Genomic DNA, 22,539 nt, shown 5'->3' with positions numbered 1-22,539 from the left:
TCCTGCGTGCTTGCGGCACCGCCATGAGCCCAGCAGGGCGATTGCAAAGTTGCGGTGACCTCGTGAGTGTGCAGGTCACAGCGGGGGGACGATGCAGGGAGGGCGCGCGACCGGACGCACCGAAGCTCCGTTGTGGAGGTGACCTTGCCAAGTCGCCTGCGCCCAACGGAGCTTCGATGTGCCGTCAGTCTGGCACCGTCTGTCTGGTCAAGTCGCCCACTCGTCAGCACCGTGCCACGCGTCCGCCGGCCGAGCGGCCGGCCACGCCGGCCGATCCGCGGTGTCGGCGCGGGACGCGTCACCCCTTCGCGGGTACCGCCCAGCGGCGCGACGATCCGCAGAGTCATCAAAGACACCTGCCCCGGCGGCCTGGCCGACCTCCTCGGCCACGACCCGGCCGGCACCGACACCCTCGCGATCGACGGCAAGAGCGCCCGTGGCTCGCGCCTCGGTGCCACCCGGCCGCGCACCTGCCGGCCGCGATGACCGGCACCGGTATGACCGTCACCCAGCTCAGGGTCCCTGAGAAGACGAACGAGATCGCCTGTTTCGCCGCCCTCCTGGACCCCTATGACCTGCAAGGAGTCACCGTGACCGGCGACGCGCTACACACCCGGCGCGACCACGTCCGCTTCCTTGTCGAGGAGAAGAAAGCCCATTGCGCCTTCACCGTGAAGCGGAACCAGAAGAACCTCTACGAGCAGCTGCGGACCCTGCCCTGGCACAAGGCAACGGCAAATTACTACGACCGCTCCGAGGGGCACGGCCGTAAGGAGACCCGGGTCGTGCAGGTGCTCACCGTCACCGACCTCGGCGTCGGCTTCCCACACGCCGCCCAAGTCGCCTGGGTCGTACGCCACGTCACCGACAGCAAGTCGGGACAGCAGAGCCGCGAGACCGTCTACGTCATCACCGACCTGACCAGCCGCCAGGCATCCCCGGAACGCAGCGCGAAGATCTTGAGGGCGCACTGGGTGATCGAAAACAGGCTCCACTTCGTGAGGGACACCGCCTTCCGTGAGGACGCCTCCAAGATCCGAACCGGGCACGGCCCGGAGAACATGGCCACCCTGCGCGGCTTCGCCATCAATCAGCTCCGCACCGCCGGCCACACCAACATCGCCGCCGGACTCCGCACCACAGCCCTCCGCCCCTACGAACGGCCACTGACCGTCCTCGGACTCAACTGACCTGCGCCAAAGGCACGATCAACGGACTTTGCAATCGCCGTGGCGGGAAAGCGCAGCGCCCCTGACGTGAATCGAGGCGCATCGGCATGACCCCGGAGCTTGTCTTCACCGCGCGCTGTCGGCACCGTGGACGCGGCTGTCCTGGTCGTCCCCGAGTTGGTCACCAATGGCCGAGCTTCCGCCATCGTGTGCTCTCTGGCTCGTGATCACGGCGGGTACGACGACGCCGGCGGCGTGGTCCGATGGGCAGAGCCGGCCTGCTGAAGATCACCTTCAGACGGAGGGCGTTTACCGCATGGAGGCGGCTGCCGGTGCGTCGTCGCTCCCGCTGGAAGTCCGGACAGGGGGGCGGAACGCGAGGCTCGGACACCGCCACATGCCGATGAGACCGAGCACCGCCGCCACAAGGGTGGCCGCATGGCAAGCGGCGAACGCCGGGACGACCGGGCTGCGTTGGGTCGCGGTCCGGCGGTTCTTCGCCAAGGAGGCGCTGCCGGTCGCAACCGCACCGCTGAGGGCGAGCACCGTTCCGGTGATGCCGCGGCGACTCCCCCTGTGCCCACTTCGGGTCGGCACTCAGTGCGACGTCCCGCCGACGCTGTACGGGCGGCACTCGGCGTCGGCGGGACTGGTCTCCTCCTATCTGGGCGAAGGGCCAAGGGACAACCGGCGACTCAAGGCGCTTGCTCTACTCCAACGCAGCTCCGCCCCCCTGACAGCGTGGCGACGGACCGTGGGAACAGCGACGCCGTCGCACTGTCCCCCTGCAGGTGTATTGGAACTGCCTACCTCGGGCGCAAGGTTTGTGATGCTGGAGGTCGCAGGAGCTCAGGCAGAGAAGAACCGATTGTCCCCGTCCGGGTGACACTGCCGACGGTGTGGACCCCTGACAATCGTCGTCAACCCGGCCATGAGACGCGAGCAGCCGAAGGGCCGCCCACTGTGACGTAGTAGCCCACCAGGTCACCGGCATGAGCCTCCCCTACCAGCGCATGCCCGGCCCACGTACCCGCGCTCCTGCTCGGCTGCCAGGCCGTCCAAGGGCTGGCCTTGGCGGGCCGTCGGCAACCCCGATCCTCGCTCCCGGCCCTTCTGGACAAATCACGACCGGCTGGACCGATCACCAAGGATCGAGGTCTGAGGTGCTTCGCCCGACGGCACAGCCAGCGAAAGCCGTCCGCCACAGGCGCTGACCCGAGGCGCCTGATCTGCATCAGTGACCACTGAGTCAGCCCAGTAGATGTGATTCCCACCAAGAGGAGCAGTCGACAATGACCACGCCAAGTACACCGTTGCCGGCCACCAACCGGCCGTCCGCAATGCGCGCCTCGTTGATCTGCGGTCTCACCGGCGGACTGATGGGGGCCGTAATGAGCGCCCTCATCAACTATGCGCTGATCGGTGTGCCGAACAGCGCCACGGCCAATGCTTTGAATCATGCTCTGAGCGGCCTCATCAGTGGATTCGCTGCCGGTTTCCTCGGACTCCGCGCATATCAACGCAAGGCCTCCTCCGCGGCCGAGACCGAGGCCGAGAGAGCCGACCAGTGAGGCGGCTTCACACCTTGAGGCGACCGAGCCTCCCCATAGCGGCGGCGCATCGGAAAGCTGTGGGGTGAACGCCACCGGTTCCGGCATAGCCGTGACAGGAGGTACATGATGCGGCGATGGGCGACCTCTCCAACGTCCTGAGGGTGGCGACGCGGGGCGGCGCTCCGGCTCCCTGTGGGACGTCAAAACCAGGAGGATGCCGTGAAGGCAGGTGAACCTCACAGTGACGCCCTCGACGTGCGTGTCCTCGGAGCACTGGAGCTCTACGCGGGCGACCGGCGGCTGGAGATCGCGGGAGGGCGGACACGAGGTCTCGTCGGGCTGCTTGCCCGATCCGTGGGGCGGCCTGTGGCAACCACGGAGATCGTGCGACAGGTATGGGGGCTGGCGGAAAAGGAGGCGCACAAGCCAGGGGTCCGTAACGCCGTACAGGCCCGAGTGTCATCGCTGAGGCGCGTGCTCGGCCCGGGCGTGTTGAGTGCGGTGCCTGGCGGCTACCTCCTCGACCTTCCAGTCCAGGCTGTCGACTCGGCGCGGTTCGAGACCGCATTGTCCGAGGCCAGGGAAGTGCGCCGGCGGAGCGGCCTGGGTGGCGTGGCCGAGGCGTATCGGTGTGCGCTGGCGCAGTGGCGGTCCGAGTCCGCCTACACCGATGTACGGCACGTCCCTGCGCTCGCGGAGGAAAGCGACCGCCTCGCTGAGCTGCGATTGCAGGCACTCAAGGAGTGTCTGGCCGCGGAGGTGGACGAGGGGGCGTACGACATTGCTGCTGTAGAGCTGTTGACGCTGACGAGGCAGCATCCGCCGGTCGAGGAGTTCTGGGCGCTGCGGATGCTGACCCTGTCCCGGCTGGAGCGGCAGGCCGATGCCCTGGCCGTCTACCAGGAGGCTCGGCGCGTGCTGGACGACCGATACGGGCTCGTACCTGGGGCTCGCTTGCAGGAGATGGAGCGACTCATCCTGCGGGGTACCCGAGCGGCTGTCTCTGGAGCGAAGCCGTCCGGGACGACGAGCATAGGCCGGCCCGCCACGTCCTTCCTCGGCCGCGAGGGGGAAGTCGATGCGACGCTGAAGACTCTCGGCCGTACCAGGATTTGCACGTTGACCGGCCCGGGTGGCGTGGGCAAGACAAGGCTCGCGCTGGAGGTGTCGCGGGCGTTGGTCGACCGCCGGGCTCCGGCGGTGGCTCAGGACGCGATTGTGGTCGATCTTGTATCCTACGGTCCTGGTGATGATCTGGCCTTGGCCGTTCTCGACGCGCTGAGTGCCGCGACGCTGCCGGGCGGGACAGCCGGCCGAGGGCGTAACCCCGTTCAGATGCTGTGCGAGGCGCTCAAGGGTCGTCGGGTGTTGGTGGTCCTGGACAACTGTGAACACGTCGCGGACGAGGCCGCCGCACTCTCTGCCGCGCTGGACGCGGGCACAGCGGGGACCACGATCCTGGCCACCAGCAGGCAGCCGCTCGGTGTTCCCGGTGAGGCCGTTCATCCGGTCGCGCCGCTGGCCGTGCCCTCAGACCTCGACGACGTCGTGGCTCTGGCCACACTGCCTGCCGTCCGGCTCTTCCTCGACCGTGCGCAGGCGGTACAGCCGGGTCTGACCGTTGACGCCGCCGGCGTACGGACCATCAGCCGTGTTTGTCATCAACTCGACGGCATCCCCTTGGCGATAGAACTGGCGGCGGTACGTGCCGGTGCGTTGGGTCTGGCCGGCGTGGAGCGTCTGCTGGACGATCGGTTCCAGCAGCTGGACCGGGGCCCGGGAAGGGGCCCGGACCGGCACCGCACTCTGGAATCGGTGGTCGGCTGGAGCTACCAACTGCTCGACCGCCGGGAGCAGCAGGCGCTGGACCGCATGTCGGTGTTCCGTGGACCGTTTCTGCCCCAGCAGGTGCGTGGACTGTGGACTCATCTGGGCGAGGACGACACCGACGTCCGGGCCCTGCTCGGACGGCTGGCGGCCAAGTCGCTGGTGCAGGCCGAGGCGGCGGAGGGCTTTCCGGAGCGGTTCAGGCTCCTGGAGACCGTCCGTCTCTACGCTGGCCGGAAGCTGGAGGCCACAGGTGGGACCGAACGCGTCGTACATGCCCAGGTGGACGTCTATGTTTCTCTGGCGACCTCTTGCAGTCGTCGGCTTGTGGGAACCGGTCAGGCGCAGGCCGTGCGCACGCTCATGCTGGAAGAGGGCAACATCCGTGCGGCCTTCCAGCGTGCGCTGGACCGCGGCCTTGGTGACCGCGCCCACCAGCTCGTCGGTGCGCTCGGATACACGACCTGGATGCGCGGCGGCCGCACAACGGACTGGGAGCTGATCACCAGATCGCTTTCCCTGCCCGCACAGGACGCGGAGATCCGAGTGCGGGCCTTGGCATGGGCGGCGAACATAGGCTCTATTTTCGGTCACCTTCGGGAGGCCGTGCAGTTCGGGGAACAGGCTGCAGAGGCGGCCCGGGGGCATGAAAGCATCCGGATCGCGGACCTGGCCCTCGCCTACGTGGGCAGGGCGCACGCGCTGCACCGACTCGGCCGCTGGGAGCAAGGGGACGCGGTCCTGGAGGAGGCGCGGCGTCTGGCCCTGTCGTCAGGCGACCGGTGGACCATGGCCGCACCCTCGATGGTGCGTGGCCTGGGTTTGCTGGCGCGCGGACGGATCACCGCTGCCGAAACGGCCTTCTTGACTGCTGCCGAACAGTACAGCCGGTGCGCCGACAACTGGGCCCAACAGCGAGCGCTGTTGCGACGGGCGATGACCTGCGAGGCCCGGGGCGATCTCCGCGGCGCCGCCGTGCTGCTCGCCGAAGCGGTGCAGCTGGTGGAGGAACTCGATCTGCCGGAGGTCGCCGTACCGGCGAAGGCTGCATTGGCCCGGGTGACGCTGCTGGCCGGGCACATCGACGCCGGCCGACACATGGTCCATGAGTTGACCCGGTCGAATACCGTGCTGTCGCTGGACGCCCCGGCCGCACAGCTCGCCCAGTGCAAGGCCATCCTCGCCGATGCGGACGGCAGATCGGCCGAAGCGATCCGCCGCCACCTGGACGCCGGAGTCGGCCTGGCAGATGTGGGCCTGTATGCCGAGGCCGTGGAATCATGGGCGCGGGTCGTGCTCCTCGCCGAGCAGGACAGCCCCCAGTTCGCCGCCGCCCTGGGGGCCGCGGAGCAGGTAGCGGCAAGGATCCAGAGCCCGCGTGTGCTGGCCATCGTGCGGTACATGCGCGGCCTGCGAGCGGGATCGGACTCGGCTGCGGCCGATGAACTCGCCGCAGCCGAGAGACTGTTCACCCAGAACGGCCTTGGCCTGCCCGCCCTGCTGCGACGCGGCGGCCCTGCGGCAGGCTGATCCGAGAGGTCGAATCTGTGCGATCCAGAGCCCGGGCCGCCGGGCGAGCAACTTCGCTGCCCCGTTCGCATGGGTCATGAAGCGGCCTGGGATGACGGCCGTGTTTCGGAGCATCGTTGCTGCGGCCGGCCTTGGGCCTGCTGTCGCTGCCCGACGCCGCCGGACGCATTGCCGACTGACGGTTCAGGCGCCGCCGTGCATGGCACGAGTGAGCTCAACGCGTGACCGCAGTGACAGCTTGCGGTAGGTGCTCTTCAAGTACTTCTTGACTGTGTGGGGACTGAGGAAGAGCTGCTCGGCGATCTGCCCGTCTCTCAAGCCCGAGGCCACGAGGTCCGCGATCTCGTACTCCCTCGGGCTCAGGGCCTCCTGAATCAAAGCCCGTGCATGGGTAGGTGCCTCAGCCGGGGTGTGCATGATGGTGATGAGGATGTCGTCAGGCAACCGCGTCGACCGTAGCTTCAGACCGGTCTCTGGATCTTCGCAGGGACGCATCGTCCCCTCGGGTGCCTTTGCCGCTCCGTCGCGTGACCGGGCCAGGAGGTCGTCGAACGTCCGGCCGCCGGAGAGACCGCCGATGATGCGCTGCGCCGCAGCGTTCGCGGTGCGTTCGGCGGTGCGGATGTCGGTCACCACCACCGGCTCGTCGATCAGGTCGAGAGCCGCGGAGGCGCGTGCGAGTCGCCTGCCGAGCTCTTCGGCAATCCTGGCACTTTCCATCGCCAGGCCGGAGAGACGGCCAAGTGCCTCCACGACGGCCAGCTCTCCCACGGCGAAAGCGCCCTGGTCCGACGTACGAGCTACGTTCAAGGTGCCCCGTACCTCCCCCGCCACGATCAGGGGCGCCTGCAACGTATGAGCGATGCTGTGCAAGGCGAGAACCTGCCGGTACAGAGGGAGAAGCATCCACTCGGCCGGCTCGTAGATCTCAGCTTCCGTCACCGCTGAACGACTGGTCAGCACCGCCTCCAGCACCAGGTCCGAGTCACGACCCTGATGTTCATACTTGGCCAGGAAATAGTCGCTCACTCCATAGGCCTGGACGCTCGATGCTGCGTTCCCCACGCTGCCCAAGAGGTACACCCCTGAGGCCTTTCCGGGAACGACGCGGCCGAGCTCATCAAGGACCTTCGCCTGGAGGTCCTGCTCCGCGCAGGCCCCCGCCTCGGCAGTGAATCGAAGCAGCCTGCTGCTCACCGAAGAGTTCACGTCTGAAGCCCTTCGCTGGTAAAACGACTGATGCTCGCCTGGCTGGCCACCATCAAGTGCTCGTTTCGGTGCTCCGTCGTCATTCGCCTGTGTCCCGAGAACCTCGTGTCCAGTCGGTCCCGGAAGGCCGGCACGTGACGGTCTCACCGCTCACCGCTCGCGCTGATCCGAGGATCAACCCAATGCCGGAGAGCGGTCAAGTGTGCTGACCCCGTAGCAGCCACGGGGGACCGCCGTGTCCGGAAGATTACCCATTCGGGTGACACTCGGGCGCGGACGCGGCAGGGCGCACCAGGCTCGGTGGACCCCAACGAGTACCCAACCCGGCAACGGTACTCCCTTGAGGTCTGCCCCATCCGGTGGCGGGCAGCCACGCTGGCTCATGAGCACCAGAGGAACCACGAGAGGAACCAGCGGTGACGAAGATCCGAGCCAGTGACTTCCAGAATCCCTACTCGGCATACAGTTCGGAGTTCTCGTCACTGGACGTTGCCGCCGTCATGGCGCAGATCGGCATCCAGTACGACCCAGGAACCGACGTCCAGGACATGCGCGACCAGGTACTGCACGCCCTGGAAGCAGACGCCTCCGTGTATCAGATCGAGGCCGGACGACACCTGGACGCGGCCGGCCATGTCAACGACGTGTTCCTGGCGTACTGGGTCTCGGGGGACGACTACCGCCGATGGCATGCCGAGCACCCGCTGGAATCCTGGGTGCCGAAACCGGGCGAACGAAGCGTCGGGCTCTGGGTCGAGTCGCTGCAGGTACCGGCCCGCCGATTGGAGACGTCGTATTCCACGCAGGATGCACGATGGGGCATGGCGAAGAACCGGTCGAAGGAGCTCAACCCGTACCACTCCTACTTCGGGTCGATGCGCGACCGCATCCACGACGCAGAGGACGGTGGGCTGCCCGGAACAGTAACGGATGTGTCACCGGCCGCCGTGATGTCCGGCAGCCGTCTCGTCTCGTTCGAGGTACCGGAGAACATGTGCTTCATCCGGTCGCCTCAAGGGTGGCGGCACTGCCCCGATGCGGAGCGCGACTGGTTCAAGGAGAACCCCTCGACACCGGGTGTCTCAGCATCCGCAAGATCGACGTCCGCCACCCTGCTGATGCGCAGGTCCAGACTGCCACGCTGGCCTGGTGGCAGTCGCTCGCGCACCTCGAGGCCTGGGCGCACGAGCATCCCACCCATCTCGCCATCTTGCAGAGCTTCGGCGAGTTGGCCCGGCACTTCGCGCCCGACGTCACCGTGGTTCTCGGTCACGAGGTCTACGTCGTGCCGGCGGGCGGTGCCCGGGCGGAATACCTCAACTGTCACGACCGCACGGGTCTCCTGCCGTTCTTGGGACACCTGAGCGGCGCTGTTTCCGATCTCGTTTCTGACCACTGAGTGTCCCGGATCGCCCAGGGCGAAGGAGAACGCGATGCCTAACCACATCGTCGACTACGAAGTCGCCGGCCTCCACGTTGCCAGGCGGAGACCTGATCCCGGTTCGACCGCCAGGCCGACCCCCGTGCTGTTGGTGCACGGCGGACTCCACGGGGCGTGGTGCTGGGACGATTTCACCGAGTACCTGTCAGCCAGAGGCTGGGACTGCCACGCTCTGAGCTGGCGTGGTCACGGAAAGTCAAAGCCGTTGCCGCCGGAAGAGGCTCTCCGGCGTTCCATCGAAGACGTGGCCCCCGATATCGAAGCGGTGGCCTCCGGGCTCCAGGAGCCACCGATCATCATCGCTCACAGCATGGGTGCACTCGCGAGCCTGAAGTACGCCGAACGCAATCGGCACGCGGGCATGGTGCTCCTGACACCCGGCCTCCCAAGGGAGGCGACGCCTGACAAACTCGAGGTACCAACCGATCCCACTCAGATGTGGGGTCCGCCGCCGTTCGAGCTGACGAAAGAACTGTTCTTCTCCGGAACCGACGAGGAGCTTGCCCGGCGGTACTACGAGCTCCTCATCCCGGAGTCCCCACGGGCGGTGGCCCAAGTCACCACGGAGTGGAGCGTCACTGTCGATCCGGTGAGGATCTCGGGGCCGCTCCTCGTCCTCGCGGCTGAGCACGATGCCTTGTCCGATCCGGCCGCCGTGCACCGGCTGGCCCGGTTGCTGGGCGCGGACTACCGCTACGCGGCTGGCTTCGGTCATGGCGTCACCCTCGACCGGAACTGGGCGGACATCGCGGAGATGACGCACCGATGGCTCTGCAACATCGCCGGTGAGGGCAAGGGCGAGCCACAAAGGGAGGCGCTGGTCCAATGATCGACTGGGACAGCCACGGGATCCCGCCCCATCGGGATCTCGGATGTCCAGTACCACATCCGAAGAGGGAAGTGAGGGTGACCGCCGCCGTGGAGGAGGCGGCCCCCCTCGCGGCTGATCTCGACCGTGATCGACCGGGCCGGGCGCCCATGCTCACCCCGCTCGGCTTCGCTGCGCTGGTCAGTGCAGGAACCCCGGCTACGCTCTCGGGGGCGGCCGACGCTCAGACGGTGATCTGGTTCTGGAGCACATATCGGACCAGAGTGGCCAGGCTTTCCGACTCAGTCTTGGACTTGATCCGAGCCCGGTGGACATCGACCGTCTTGACGCTGGTGCCCAGCCGCCGGGCGATGACCTGGCTCGAAAGTCCGCTGATCACCAGTCGTAGCCCCTCTCGCTCGCGGGGCGTCAGGGTCTCCGGCCGGGAACGGATCTCCTGACGACGACGGTGCTGGGCAAAGAGCCGCGACGCTTCGAGCAGTTGCTCCTGAACGACTTCCAGCATCTTCTGCGGCTCGTAGGGTTTCTCAAGGAAGTCGACGGCTCCCTGGCGCAGGGCTCGCACAGACATCGGGATGTCGCCGTGAGCCGAGCAGAAGATCACCGGCGCCGGGAAGTCCCGGGCGAGGAGCTGCTCCTGCAGTTGGAACCCACTCAGCCCGGGCATGCGCACGTCGACGATCAGTACAGCGGGCTCCGCCGGATCGAACTCGGAGAGGAAGGACGCCGCGTCGGGACAGGTGAGGGCGTGGTCCCGGACTGTCCGTGGGGAGTTGTGGCCTGCCTCTATCTCGTACCAACGACCGGGCCACAGTGTGTGGCTACGGTACCCGCCGCGATGGCACTGTGGATCACTGCAAAGGCTTGACCGCGTTACCGCCATGCGCCCAAACACGCTGGATGAGTTCCGCCCTGTTGCGCGCGTCAACTTTGGCGAACATACGCTTGAGATGCTGCTTCACCGTGTTCTCGGTGATGAAGGCCTGTTCCGCGATCTGTCTGGTGCTGAGACCCTGAGCGACCAATTCGGCGATCTCCTGCTCTCGCCGGGACAGCACGTTCCAGGCCGGCAGGGTTCGCGTCCTTCCACTATCGGCCTTGAACACCAAGGTGACCGCGACGTCCTGCGTCTGCGACACGTTAAGGGATCTCGTGATCAGATGCTCGCCGGATCCGGGGTCGTGGACACTCCCGGTGTAAACGCGCCGGCCGTTCGTGCGGAATTCTTCCATCGCCTCGGCGATGGGTACGTCGAGAGGACCGCCCAACCCGTCGGCGCCGCCCGCCTCCAGTTTGCGTGCGGCCCGGTTTCGGAACAACGTCCGGCAGTCCAGGTCGGTGACGACGACAGGCTGTGCAAGCGAGTCCAGCGCCTGCTCGAGGAAGCCGACACGGCGGCCGGTGGCCTCGAAGCGCAAAGCCCGTTCCATGGCCAGGCCAAGCTGCTCACCCATGAACCCGGCTGCCACAAGGTCCCTCCGACTGAACCTGGGACGGCTCTGCGCCCGCGCGAAGTTCAGAGTGCCGAAGACAGCCCCGCCCACTATCACCGGCGCCTCCAGCGAGTGGACGAATCCAGCCACGCCCAGCGCCGCGTGCGCGCCGCTCGACTCCCATACCTCGGGAATGGGGACACGAGACGAATCGATAGCTCTTAGTTCGCGTAGCGCGAATTCGAGGACCGGGTCATCTCGTCTGCCGTAGTCCTCGTAATCGTCAAGAAAGCGTTGTTGTGCCGAAACTCCCATGATGCCGACCCGGTCGGCATCTGCGTGGAGCCGGTACGCCGCGTGGGCATCTGAAGGGATCATGGGTGCTCCGGCACGCATGAACGCGTCGGTGACCTCGTCCACACTAAGGGCCGACTGCAGCGCACGGACATACAGCTGACGGGTATCGATGGTCGCGGATGTCTGTGACTGCATTTTCTCGATCACCTTTTACTGTGTGCTGAGTTCGCGTTGGAGACCGCGTCAGCTATCCCGAGAGAATGGCCTATTCTTTCCCCGCCCGGCCAGGGTGTCAACAGAATGAGTGCGCCTCACGGAGAGACGTCAGGGGCACGTCAGCGAGAGCGCTCAGGCCGAAGACCTCGCGGTGCCCGTCGCGAACCGCGATGGGGTGGGCGCGGTGGGTTGACTGAACGCGCGTGTGAATGTTCTTGGGTACCAGCAGTTCGACTTGGCAGATCGCCGGAGTGGTGGTGGTCTGCGAGGCGCTGTGACCGTCGTGCAGAGCTGAGTGAGTTCCTGCGCACTCGGCGTGCCCGGCTCAAGCCGCAGGACGTGGGGCTTCAGGACTACGGACGGCACCGCCGCGTGCCCGGGCTGGAGTGTCCGTGGCGTACTACACGCGACTGGAGCAGGGCGACGGGCCCAATGTGTCGGCGGAGGTACTCGACTCCATCGCACGCGCCCTGCGGCTGTCCGACGACGAGCACGCCCACCTCATGCACCTGGCGCAGCCGAAGCAACACAAGAAGAAGCCGACGGCGCCGCCCAGCAGGTGAGGCCGGCGTTGCAGCAGCTGGACGCGATCGACGGCGTCCCGACGTAGGCCGTGGGGCGCCGCACGGACATCCTCGCCTGGAACCGGATGGCCGCGGCCGTCTTCGGCGACTGGGCACAGCTGCCGGCGCGGGAGCGGAACTGGTCGCGGCTGGTGTTCCTGCACCCGGAGTGCCGCGAACTGTATGTGGACTGGGAACAGAAGGCCTCCGACGTGGTCGGCTACCTGCGCATGGACGCGGGCAGCCATCTGGACGACCCGCGGCTGTCCGCCAACCCGAAGACCGTCGCACGCCGTCACGTCGCCGACGCCACGAGGCCGCCGTGGTGGCGTACGGAGCCTGAGAGGCACGCCGGGGCCCATCGAGAACTTCACCGAGGCCCAGAACGTCTACGCGTCATCCGCCTCGAAGAGCAGACGGAGCAGGTCGTTGAGGGGCTCGATGATGTCCAAGTCCTGATTCAGCAGCCATTTCCCCTGGAGGCCGCCGAGCATCGCCTCGATCATCAGGGCCGCGCTTCCGGGACTGATGCCCTTGCGCAGCCTGCCGCGCTCCGCGTACTCCCGCAGCCCCTCCGTCAGGTGCGCGAGCCCGTGGGCCTGACGGTCGACGAAGTAGGAGTGCGCGAGGTGGTCCGGGCGTGAGGCGGCGGCGGCGAGCTCGATCCACAGGCACATCAGCTCGGGGTGTTCCTGGTGCTTGCGGAGCCGGGCGCTGAAGTAGGGTGCGAGATCCTCCAGGCTTGCGACCCGAGCCGTACCCTCCGCCCACTCCTCGGAGTCGCGCTGCGCGAGGACCGCGCCGAGGAGTTCCTCCTTGCCGCGGAAGTGGTGGAGCAGCCCGGCGGCCGTTATGCCGGCGCGTTCGGCGATGTCACGCAGGGAAGCAGCGGCGTACCCGTGCTCGGCGAAGCTCTCGCGTGCCGCGCGCAGGATCTCCTCCCGCCGGGCCGCCGACTTGGCGTACGGCCCGCGTGCCTTCGCCTCACTCACGGTGTGGTCACCCTTTCTCGCGAACTGTCCGCGACAGCAGTCCGGCGGACTTCGCCTCACCTTACGCATCGAGCCAAGCCTTCAATATAACATTCCAATAACGAATGACGTCAAAAGTCTTCTCGTCCTTGCTTTGTGACCCTAGCGTCCGAGCGAAAGCCAAACGGGTGTTAGGAATTTGCTCCCCCCTCGAGATCACCGCTGCGCGCTCAACCCCGCTGAGGGCGACGGCGAAGGCCTCAGAACCTCCGGTCGGCGGACGAAAGAAGCCACCATGCGTATTCGACCCCCGCACACCTCACCCCGGTCTCTCGCTCCGGTCGCCCTGGCCACGACGGCCGTGCTGCTCACGACGACGGCGTGCGACGGCCAGGCGGCATCCTCGTCGTCCACGACCTCGACGCTCTCCCTGGCCGTCATGGGCACCCCGAACTCGTTCGCTCCCGCCCAGCTCACCGAGGGGCAGCAGGCCTACGTCTGGAGCTCCCTCTACGACACGCTGCTCCTCGTCGACGACGACGACGGCGAACTCCGGCCGGGCGCGGCACAGCGCTGGACATACTCCGACAGTGGCCGGACCCTGACCCTGACGCTGCGCACGGGCATGAAGTTCAGCTCGGGTTCCCCGGTGACGGCGGCCGCCGTGAAGGCGACCCTGGACCTGATCAGGACGTCCGGCCAGAACCAGACACAACTCGCCGCCGTGGAGTCCATCGATGCTCCCGACGACCGGACGGTGGTGCTGAAGCTCCGCAACCCGGACGCGTCGCTCCTGCACGCCCTGGCCGGAGCCGGCGGGGTGATCGCCGATCCCCAGACCATGAGGACCAGCAGTTCCGCGCTGAATCCGGTCTCCTCGGGGCCCTACACCCTGGACAAGGGCGCGACGGTCAACGGGTCGGTCTACGTACTCAAGCGGCGCGACGACTACTGGAACAAGCAGGCCTATCCGTTCCCCACCGTCAAGATCAAGGTGATCTCCGACCGTGCCGCCTCGGTCAACGCCTTGAAGGCCGGTGAGATCAACGCCGGGTCCGTGGAGGTGCAGCAGCTGAGCTCGCTGAAGTCAGCCGGCTTCACCACCAATCGCATCGAGGCGACCTCGGTAGCCACGCTCCTGCTGTTCGACCGCAAAGGTGAAGTGCTCAAGCCGCTCGGAGACGTACGGGTGCGCAAGGCCATCAACATGGCCTTCGACCGGGAGAAGATGGTCCGGCTCTTCCTCAAGGGCTCCGGCAAGGCGACGGAACAGCTGTACCACCCCCTGGCCGAGGGCTACGACCCCGCGCTCGACCAGACCTACCCCCACGACCCGGCCGGGGCGAAGAAGCTGCTGGCCGAGGCCGGATACCCGGACGGATTCTCGGTGAGGATGCCGAGCCTGTACTTCACCAAGCCCTTCGAACCCACCATCTCGCAGTCGCTCGCGGACATCGGAATCAAGGTCACCTGGGACCCCGTACCCGCCCAGCAGACCATCTCGGCCCTGGCCACCAGGAAATACCCCATGGCCCTGGTCATCGACGGGCTGGACCCCATCCCGGTGCAGACCCGCGACTATTTCTCCCCGAACGGGTACCGCAACGTGTTCGCCTCCACCGATCCCCGGCTGACCCGGCTGCTGCTGAAGGCGAACGGCGAAACCGATGCCTCGAAGGCGGCAGAGGTGTACAAGCAGATCGACGCGTTCACGGTGAACAACGCCTGGACGGCGCCCGTCTTCTACATCGGCGTCCACTGGGTGACCAAGAAGGGAATCGTCTTCCACGGGGACGGCTCCTCGACGCAGAACAGTCTCCGGCAGTTCGGTCTCGCCGACCAGGCCGGTGGGTGAGCCCCGGCATGATCCTCTATGTGCTGCGCCGCCTGATCGCGGGACTGGTACTGGCGGTCCTGGTGACGATGATCACGTTTCTGCTGCTGAGCACGTCGTTCGACGACATCGCAGGCAGCACCCTCGGCAGCTCCGCGACGCCGGCCCGCATCGAGGAGCAGAAGGCGCAGCTGGGACTGGATCGCCCGGTGCTCGTGCAGTACCTGGACTGGCTGTTCCACGCCGTGCGGGGTGACTTCGGACTCTCCTACTTCACCAGCGAGCCCGTACGGTCGGCCATCGCCGCGCGCCTCGGTGTCACCCTGTCCGTGGTGCTTGCGGCGCTTCTCCTTACCGCCGTCGTCGGTGTGACGCTCGGTGTGCTGGCGGCCACCCGGGGCGGAGTCGTCGACCGGATCGCACAGGGCGCCTCGCTGTTCGGCCACCTCGTGCCGAACCTCCTGATCGCCATCGGGCTCGTATGGCTCCTGGCCCTGCGCCTGCACTGGTTCCCGGCCACCGGATACACGCCGCTGGGGGAGGATCCCACCCGCTGGGCGGCCTCGATCGCCATCCCCGTACTAGCCCTGACGGCAGCCGGGGCCGCCAGTCTCACATCCCAGGTCCGCGGGGCCATGATCGACGAACTGCGCAAGGACTACGTCCGTACCCTCCGGACACGCGGGATCCGCCCCCGCTCGATCCTGCTGCGCCACGCCCTGCGCAACGCCGCGGGTCCCGCACTGACGGTGCTGTCCCTTGAGTTCGTGCAGATGTTCGGAGGGGCGCTGGTCATCGAGCAGGTCTTCGCACTGCCGGGCTTCGGCTCGTACGCCTTCAACGCGTCTCTCCAGGGCGACGTCCCGATCATCATGGGCATCACGCTCTTCGCGGTTCTGCTCGTGGTCTGCGTCAACCTGCTCGTCGACCTCGCGAACGGATGGCTCAACCCGAAGGCGAGGATTCGATGAGCACCGCACCGAGCAACGCCACCCCCGCCCGCGACCAGGGAGACCGGCACGACCCGGCAGAGGCCGCAGCGAGCCGCAGGTCACCCCTGCGCCGGTTGCTGCGGGACCCGCAGGCGGTCATCAGCGCGGGCATCCTGCTGGTCATCGTCGCGCTGGGCCTGCTCACCCCGCTGATCACCGATCACGGACCCAACCAGGCCTCGCTCGATGCGATCAACGCCGATGCCGGCAGCCACGGCTATCTCCTCGGCGGCGACAAGAGCGGCCGCGACATCTTCGCCAGGCTCCTCAGCTCCGTCAACACCAGTGTCGTCGCGGCACTCATCGGCACCGGCATCGCCCTCGCCATCGGCGTCGCTTTCGGGCTGATCGGCGGATACTACGACCGGCGCCTGCGGGCTGTCACCGAGTGGGTGTTCAGCCTCGTCATGACCTTCCCGGGGCTGCTGTTGCTCATCGTGCTGCTCCCGGTGACGAACGGCGACTACCGCGTCACGATGATGATCTTCGGGGTGCTGCTGTCACCCGGTGTCTACCGCCTGGTCCGCAACCTGGTCCTCAGCGTCAGGAGCGAGCTGTACGTGGACGCCGCCCGGGTGTCGGGTCTGCCGGACCGGCGCATCCTCTCGCGGCACATCCTTTACACGGTCCGAGGCCCGGTCGTCATCGCCACCGCGTTTCTCGCCGGAGCGTCCATCGGCGTGCAGTCGGGCCTCGCCTTCCTCGGCGTCGGGCCGAGCACGGTCCCCAGCTTCGGCGCGATGATCGCCGACGGGTTCACCAACTTCTACGAGGAACCCCTCCAGTTCCTCTGGCCGAGTCTGACGCTCGGTGTCATCACCGCCTCTCTGGTCCTGCTCGGCAACTCGCTGCGGGACGTACTGGAGGGCGGGCGGCCAGAACCGTCCAGGATCACCGCGCCCGCGCCTCGGCCGACGACCGGACTCACGACCGGGGCAGGGTCTTCAGGGCTGTTGACCGTCGAGGACCTTGCCCTCGCCTACCCGACTTCCTCGGGCGAGTTGAAGGAGGTGGTCAGTGGGGTCACCCTGAGCCTGGAGGCGGGAGAGACGCTCGGGCTCGTCGGCGAATCGGGGTCGGGCAAGACGCAGACCGCGTTCGCGATCCTCGGTGTACTGCCCGCGGAAGCGGTCGTCACCCGCGGCTCGGTCCGCCTCGACGGGCGCGAACTCCTGGGCCTGAGCGAGCGCGAACTGTGCGGTGTGCGCGGAAGGGCCGTGACGTACGTGCCCCAGGAGCCCATGTCGAACCTCGACCCATCCTCCACCGTGGGCTCACAACTGGTCGAGGGGATCCGCACGACGACACCGATGTCGCGGCGTGAGGCCGGCGAACGCGCACTTGCCCTGCTCAGCCGCGTCGGAATCTCCGATCCCCGGCGGGTGTTCGCGTCCTACCCGCATCAGATATCCGGCGGCATGGCGCAGCGCGTCCTCATCGCGGGCGCCGTCGCGAGCCGGCCGTTGCTGCTCATCGCCGACGAGCCGACCACCGCCCTGGACGTGACCGTCCAGGCGGAGATCCTCGACCTGCTGCGCGACCTGCGCAAGGAACTGAACATGGCGCTGCTGCTCGTGACCCATGACTTCGGGGTGGTTGCCGACAGCTGCGACCGCGTCGCCGTCATGCAGCAGGGCGAGATCGTCGAGACCGGGGACGTGCTCGACCTGTTCAGCGCGCCCCGGCACCCGTACACCCGCACGCTGCTCGACTCGCTCCTCGACGAGAACTCGGCGCGCACCGACCAGCCCGGCGTCGCCGACGAGTCCTGGCAGAAGGAGGCGCGATGACGGCGCCACTGCTCGACCTGAGCGGCCTGCGGGTCACCTATCCCGGCCGCGGCTTCAGGGCCCGCCCCCACGAGGTGCTGCACGGGGTGTCCCTACTGGCCCGCGAGGGCGAGACCCTCGGGATCGTCGGCGAGTCCGGCTCCGGGAAGACGACCCTCGGGCGGGCCGTCCTCGGACTGGTGACACCCAGTGGCGGACACGTCCGATTCCGGGGCCGGGACATCACCCACGCCTCCCGCAAGGAACGCCGCGCGCTCGCCCGGGACATCCAGGTCGTCTTCCAGGACCCGTACAGCTCACTCAACCCGGCCCTCGCCGTCGGCGACATCCTCAGCGAGCCGCTGACGACGCAAGGTGCCACGACGCGCGAAGCGCGGGACCGCATCGCGGAGTTGCTGGATCAGGTGGGTCTGCCCAAGGACGCGGCCCGGCGGCTGCCGCGCGAGTTCAGCGGCGGACAGCGGCAGAGGGTGGCGATCGCCCGTGCCCTCGCCTCCGAGCCGAGCCTGATCGTCTGCGACGAACCCGTTTCCGCCCTTGACCTGACGACCCGGGCCCGCGTGCTGGACCTCTTCGTCGACATCCAGCGACGTACCTCGGTCGCCTACCTGTTCATCTCGCACGACTTGGCCGTCATCCGGCACGTCAGCCATCGCGTGAGCGTCATGCGAGGCGGTGAGATCGTCGAGACCGGAGACGCCGGGCAGGTGACCTCACTGCCCCGACACCCCTACACCCAGATGCTGTTGCTCGCCGCGCCCGTCCCCGACCCTGTCGCACAGCGCGAGCGCCGCCAGGAGCGTCACAGGCTTCTGGCGCGCGAACGGGCGGAACCGGGCGCGGTTGAGCGCGTCGAGCAAGGCACCGATCCGGGGCAGTTCGGTTCATGAGCGGGGACATCGGTGATTGCTCACCCAGCCTGCGGACATCTCCGCGAGACGGCCCGGCGCGGACAAGAAACAGGAATTCGGAGGACCTATGCTGAAGCCCCTCTCCACCGCCACCCGTGAACTGGTGAACCTCGACGGCCTGTGGGACTTCGCCGTCGGCACCGCCGCGGGCGATCACCCCTGGACCGGGCCGCTCGACACCCGTCTGGAAGCCGCCGTGCCCGCCAGCTACAACGACCTGTTCACCGACAGCGCGATCCGTGACCACGTCGGCTGGGTCTGGTATCAGCGCCTGGTGCGTGTGCCCCGTGGCTGGTCGGAGGAACGGGTGATGCTGCGTCTGGACGCCGCCACGCACGAGGGCAGGGTGTACGTCGACGACACCCTGGTCGCCGAACACGTCGGCGGATACACGCCGTTCGAGGCCGACATCACCGAACACGTCGCCGCGGGGCACGAGTTCCGTCTGACGATCGGCGTCAACAACGAACTCACCAACCTGACGATCCCGCCGGGCACGATCACCATCACCGAGGACGGCCGTCGGCAGCAGAAGTACCATCACGACTTCTACAACTACGCCGGCCTCGCCCGCTCGGTGTGGCTGCACAGCGTGCCGCCGGTCCACATCGAGGACATCACCGTCGTCACCGGCCTCGACTCGACGACCGCGACGGTGGAGTACGAGATCGGGACCAGCGCACCCGCCGCCGTGCGCGTCCGCGTCCTGGACGCCGCGGGCACCGAGGTGGCCGCGGGCGAGGGCGCGAGCGGCACTCTGAGCATCGAGGACGTGACGCCGTGGCGGCCGGGGGCCGCGTACCTGTACGACCTGGTCACCGAGATCGTGGACGGCGAAGCGGTCCGCGACACTTATCACCAGGCGTTCGGCGTGCGCACCGTCGAGATCCGGGGGGCCAGGTTCCTCATCAACGGCGAGCCCTTCTACTTCACGGGCTTCGGCAAGCACGAGGACACCCCTGTGCGCGGCAAGGGGCACGACGACGCCTACCTGGTGCACGACTTCCAGCTCATGGAGTGGCTGGGCGCCAATTCCTTCCGTACGACGCACTATCCGTACGCCGAGGAGGTACTGGACTTCGCGGACCGGCACGGGATCGTCGTCATCGACGAAACCGCCGCCGTCGGCCTCAACCTCGCCGTTCAAGGAGGGCTCACCGGCCGCCCGCACCCGCCCACCTACTCGGACGACACCCTCAACAACGACACGCGTGCGGCGCACGCCCAAGCCATCCGGGAGTTGATCGGCCGCGACAAGAACCACCCCAGTGTGGTCATGTGGTGCGTCGCCAACGAGCCGTCCACCCACGAGGACGGCGCACGCGACTACTTCGAACCGCTCGTCGAACTCACCCGCAAGCTCGATCCGACCCGTCCCGTCTGCAGCACGGCCTCCCTGCTCACCACGCACGAGAACGACCGCATCGCCGACCTGTTCGACGTCGTGTGCCTCAACCGCTACTACGGCTGGTACATCGCCAACGGCGACCTTGTCACCGCGGAAGCGCTCATGGACTCCGAGCTGCGGGCCTGGGTCGAGAAGCTCGGCAAGCCGATCCTGATGACCGAGTACGGCGCCGACACGCTGCCCGGGCTTCACTCGGTCTGGGACCAGCCGTGGACAGAGGAGTATCAGGTGGCCTATTTGGCGGCCAACCACCGTGCCTTCGACCGTTGCGACGCCGTCGTGGGCGAACACGTGTGGAACTTCGCGGACTTCCAGACCTCCCCCGGCATCCATCGCGTCGACGGCAACCGCAAGGGCGTCTTCACCCGTGACCGCCGTCCCAAGGCCGCCGCTCACGCACTGCGGGCGCGTTGGATCTCTCTCTCTGGCCACAAGCCGTCGAACGACGCCTGACAGGCCTACCGGACACTGCCGCCATCAGCCCCGGTGTTCATCTCCTCTCAGGGAGCCGGAGATCCCACCATCGACCAGTCTGTCCTCCCCGGGCAGAGCGATTTCACCGTTCACAGAAGCGAGGTTTTCGACAGATGCCCTTACGTACGCGACGCCCCTTGAAACGAGTGCTGCCGGCCGGAGGTATAGCAGCGGTCCTCCTCATCTCCACGCAACCCGATGCGGTTCTGGCGGCAGAGACGCCTGAGTCGCCCGCCGGGGTTCGGGTCGACTTCGGCTCGACGGAAGGCCAACTGCCGCGACCGGAGAAGCACAACAACTTCGGGAGCCTCAACTCATGGCCTCAGCAGCGTGCCGACGATGTTGCGTTCCTCAACAAGAAGGGGCTGCACGGCGAGATCTACCGCGTGTGGGTCAGCAGTCCGAAGGCGCCGCCCGAGAGCAACGTCTTCAACCTGTGCCACCTGGAGACGCAGTCCTGCGACCTATCCATACTGGACGACTACCTCACCGACGCGAGCACCGTGTCCGATGAGCTGCTGGTGAATGTGAACCCCACGGCCTTCGTCGAGGGCAAGAAGCCCTGGAAAGACCTGGCACCGACGCTCGAGCTGATCATCCGCAGCCTCAAAGAGAAGTATCCGCGCGTCAAGTACATCGAAGCGTTCAACGAACCGGACTGGCAGTTCTACGGAGAGCAGCGCCACAACGGACACCCCGCGAACGAGACGACGTTGCAGCCCGACGGTCTGTATCGCTACTACGTGCCGTTCTACGAGGCCGTCAACAAGGTCAACAAGGGGCTGCGGCCTGCAGACCGGATCAAGGTCGGCGGGCCGAGTCTCTCCCTGATGGACCCCAAGTGGGTGAAGCCCTTCCTCGACGCGTACGCGGTCGACCGGAACCCGCGCAAGCGTCTGGATTTCCTTTCCTATCACTCCTACCTCGAGTGGGACGACGCCTACCAGGTGGCGAAGCTGTACAAGGACGACCTCCGAGTGGTGGCGTCACAGCGGAAGGTCCTCCGGGAATGGCTGACGGCGCGCCGACTCGACCGGCACCTCCCGGCCTTCATCACCGAAACAGGCATCTACCCCGGGCCGAGCTACGACGACACCGACCCGAAGAAGGACTACATCCGGCAGGCAGCCGCCATGGCCACGTACGGCTACCTGTACGCGAACCAGCCCGACACTCACTTGTTCAACTGGTGCGTCCGACACAGGGTCGAGGAACGCAAGGACCAGTTCGTGACCCGCACCCCGAACGGACCGCTGAAGGACACCTTCACCCCCTACGGGAACATGATGCTGATGCAGTCCAAGATGAAGGACACCAGGGTGTCCGCCGTCGTGGAAGATGCTCTCGAGGGAGACAATGGCCTCTATACGATGGCATCGAAGGACCGCACGGGCGCGTCGCTGATGGTCTGGAACTGGCAGCACGTAGGCGACCGCAGCTATCGGGCCACCGTCAACATGTCCCGGATACCCTCGGAGCTCCGACAAAACCAGGTCCGCGAGCGCGTGTACCGGATCGACCAGACGACAAGCAACTACTTCGGTGACCCGGCCAAGGCCGACCTCCACCTGGTCGAGGAGAAGATCGTCAGGCTGGGCAGGACCTACACCGAGACGGTCGACCTCGCGCCCAATGCGATCTACCTGATTCTCCTCGAACGCGCCTGACGAACAAGGATCGTCCCGAGGCGACACCAGGGCCTCGCTCGGGCTGGTGGATCACCGTATCCACACCGCACGGAAGTGAGGCCCTGTTGATCTTCGGCCGACTCGGATGCCAGCCGGTGTTGCCGGGCCCGCTGTCGCCTTGCCCGGGTTCGACGCCCCACGCGCGGAATTGCGCAGGCGTAGTCTCCAGCCCGACGGCACGTGGCAGAGAGAGGAAACCCATCTCGCCGTTGGCCGCACGAACGACCAGTGGTTCGCGGTAGACGATCCGCAGGGCCGACAGGACGCCGGCGTCCGCCTCGGCATACGCGGCGGCGAGCTCGTCATCGACCGGCTTGCCCGCCTGCAGCAGGCGCGTACGCCTGAGGCCTGTCTCCAGCACCGCCCCGACAGCCCCCCGCCGCCCCGCGTCCGGCTCGCTCTCG

At 67.2% G+C, this 22,539-nt stretch carries 18 protein-coding genes and 1 pseudogene; 14 read left to right on the top strand and 5 right to left on the bottom strand.

Annotated features, from left to right (window positions below; all coding sequences use genetic code 11):
- The first annotated feature begins 231 nt into the window (after window positions 1–231).
- The 4 genes from IG99_RS48680 (at window position 232) to IG99_RS10955 (ending at window position 6,079) form a co-directional block, all read left to right on the top strand.
- Entirely contained in the window at window positions 232–486 is a 255-nt protein-coding gene (locus tag IG99_RS48680; protein WP_037672375.1) for a hypothetical protein, read from the top strand.
- Between the two features lie 11 nt (window positions 487–497).
- Complete coding sequence (locus IG99_RS48675; protein WP_037672373.1) at window positions 498–1,190, top strand: ISAs1 family transposase; 693 nt, start codon at window positions 498–500, stop codon at window positions 1,188–1,190.
- 1,271 nt (window positions 1,191–2,461) lie between these two features.
- Window positions 2,462–2,740, top strand: a complete 279-nt coding sequence (locus IG99_RS10960; RefSeq protein ID WP_037672370.1) for a hypothetical protein — start codon at window positions 2,462–2,464, stop codon at window positions 2,738–2,740.
- Window positions 2,741–2,941: 201 nt separating this feature from the next.
- Complete coding sequence (locus IG99_RS10955; RefSeq protein WP_078947645.1) at window positions 2,942–6,079, top strand: BTAD domain-containing putative transcriptional regulator; 3,138 nt, start codon at window positions 2,942–2,944, stop codon at window positions 6,077–6,079.
- Between the two features lie 183 nt (window positions 6,080–6,262).
- Here the strand turns inward: IG99_RS10955 and IG99_RS44125 are convergent, their stop codons facing one another.
- Both IG99_RS44125 and IG99_RS48670 read right to left on the bottom strand, forming a co-directional pair.
- On the bottom strand, window positions 6,263–7,288 hold the full coding sequence (locus IG99_RS44125; protein WP_158973173.1) for a response regulator transcription factor: 1,026 nt from the start codon (window positions 7,286–7,288) through the stop codon (window positions 6,263–6,265).
- A gap of 479 nt (window positions 7,289–7,767) precedes the next feature.
- Window positions 7,768–7,923, bottom strand: coding sequence for a hypothetical protein (locus IG99_RS48670; protein WP_158973172.1), 156 nt, complete (start codon window positions 7,921–7,923; stop codon window positions 7,768–7,770).
- 383 nt (window positions 7,924–8,306) lie between these two features.
- On the opposite strand from IG99_RS48670, the gene IG99_RS48665 reads away from it, so the two are divergent.
- The gene (locus IG99_RS48665; RefSeq protein WP_037672368.1) at window positions 8,307–8,687 is read left to right on the top strand and encodes a phenylacetaldoxime dehydratase family protein; all 381 of its coding nucleotides are present in this window, start codon (window positions 8,307–8,309) and stop codon (window positions 8,685–8,687) included.
- 34 nt (window positions 8,688–8,721) lie between these two features.
- Window positions 8,722–9,558: an alpha/beta hydrolase gene (locus tag IG99_RS10940; RefSeq protein WP_051865191.1), complete on the top strand. Its 837-nt coding sequence runs from the start codon at window positions 8,722–8,724 to the stop codon at window positions 9,556–9,558.
- A gap of 223 nt (window positions 9,559–9,781) precedes the next feature.
- Here IG99_RS10940 and IG99_RS10935 read toward each other — a convergent pair whose 3' ends face one another.
- Window positions 9,782–10,441 carry a response regulator transcription factor gene (locus tag IG99_RS10935; RefSeq protein ID WP_078947643.1) on the bottom strand — a complete coding sequence of 220 codons (660 nt, stop codon included), beginning with the start codon at window positions 10,439–10,441 and terminating at the stop codon, window positions 9,782–9,784.
- On the bottom strand, window positions 10,410–11,483 hold the full coding sequence (locus IG99_RS44120; protein WP_051865189.1) for a LuxR C-terminal-related transcriptional regulator: 1,074 nt from the start codon (window positions 11,481–11,483) through the stop codon (window positions 10,410–10,412). The genes IG99_RS10935 and IG99_RS44120 overlap by 32 nt, the downstream gene beginning before the upstream one ends.
- Window positions 11,484–11,795: 312 nt before the next feature.
- Here IG99_RS44120 and IG99_RS50215 point away from each other — a divergent pair.
- A pseudogene (locus tag IG99_RS50215) lies at window positions 11,796–12,507 on the top strand (helix-turn-helix transcriptional regulator); the annotation flags it as partial.
- On the opposite strand, the gene IG99_RS52365 reads toward IG99_RS50215, so the two are convergent.
- Window positions 12,457–13,059: a TetR/AcrR family transcriptional regulator gene (locus IG99_RS52365; RefSeq protein WP_037672367.1), complete on the bottom strand. Its 603-nt coding sequence runs from the start codon at window positions 13,057–13,059 to the stop codon at window positions 12,457–12,459. The pseudogene IG99_RS50215 and the gene IG99_RS52365 sit on opposite strands and share 51 nt — an antisense overlap.
- Window positions 13,060–13,333: 274 nt before the next feature.
- On the opposite strand from IG99_RS52365, the gene IG99_RS10915 reads away from it, so the two are divergent.
- The 7 genes from IG99_RS10915 to IG99_RS50210 form a co-directional block, all read left to right on the top strand.
- Window positions 13,334–14,893, top strand: a complete 1,560-nt coding sequence (locus IG99_RS10915) for an ABC transporter substrate-binding protein (protein WP_037672365.1) — start codon at window positions 13,334–13,336, stop codon at window positions 14,891–14,893.
- Between the two features lie 8 nt (window positions 14,894–14,901).
- Window positions 14,902–15,843, top strand: a complete 942-nt coding sequence (locus IG99_RS10910) for an ABC transporter permease (RefSeq protein WP_037672363.1) — start codon at window positions 14,902–14,904, stop codon at window positions 15,841–15,843.
- On the top strand, window positions 15,840–17,654 hold the full coding sequence (locus tag IG99_RS10905; RefSeq protein WP_234311806.1) for a dipeptide/oligopeptide/nickel ABC transporter permease/ATP-binding protein: 1,815 nt from the start codon (window positions 15,840–15,842) through the stop codon (window positions 17,652–17,654). Before IG99_RS10910 ends, IG99_RS10905 begins: the two co-directional genes overlap by 4 nt.
- Entirely contained in the window at window positions 17,651–18,544 is an 894-nt protein-coding gene (locus IG99_RS10900; protein ID WP_051865186.1) for an ATP-binding cassette domain-containing protein, read from the top strand. Before IG99_RS10905 ends, IG99_RS10900 begins: the two co-directional genes overlap by 4 nt.
- An 88-nt stretch (window positions 18,545–18,632) precedes the next feature.
- Window positions 18,633–20,426, top strand: coding sequence for a beta-glucuronidase (uidA, locus tag IG99_RS10895; protein ID WP_037672361.1), 1,794 nt, complete (start codon window positions 18,633–18,635; stop codon window positions 20,424–20,426).
- Window positions 20,427–20,593: 167 nt separating this feature from the next.
- Window positions 20,594–22,114 carry a hypothetical protein gene (locus IG99_RS10890; RefSeq protein WP_037672359.1) on the top strand — a complete coding sequence of 507 codons (1,521 nt, stop codon included), beginning with the start codon at window positions 20,594–20,596 and terminating at the stop codon, window positions 22,112–22,114.
- Window positions 22,115–22,283: 169 nt separating this feature from the next.
- Window positions 22,284–22,539 (top strand): hypothetical protein (locus IG99_RS50210; RefSeq protein WP_234311805.1); only part of this gene is annotated, 256 nt, incomplete at its 3' end.

The organism is Streptomyces griseus subsp. griseus, from assembly GCF_000720255.1.
GTDB lineage: Bacteria > Actinomycetota > Actinomycetes > Streptomycetales > Streptomycetaceae > Streptomyces > Streptomyces griseus_I.
Note: the sequence above shows the minus strand (reverse complement) of the source record. Positions and strands in the feature narration are given on the sequence as shown.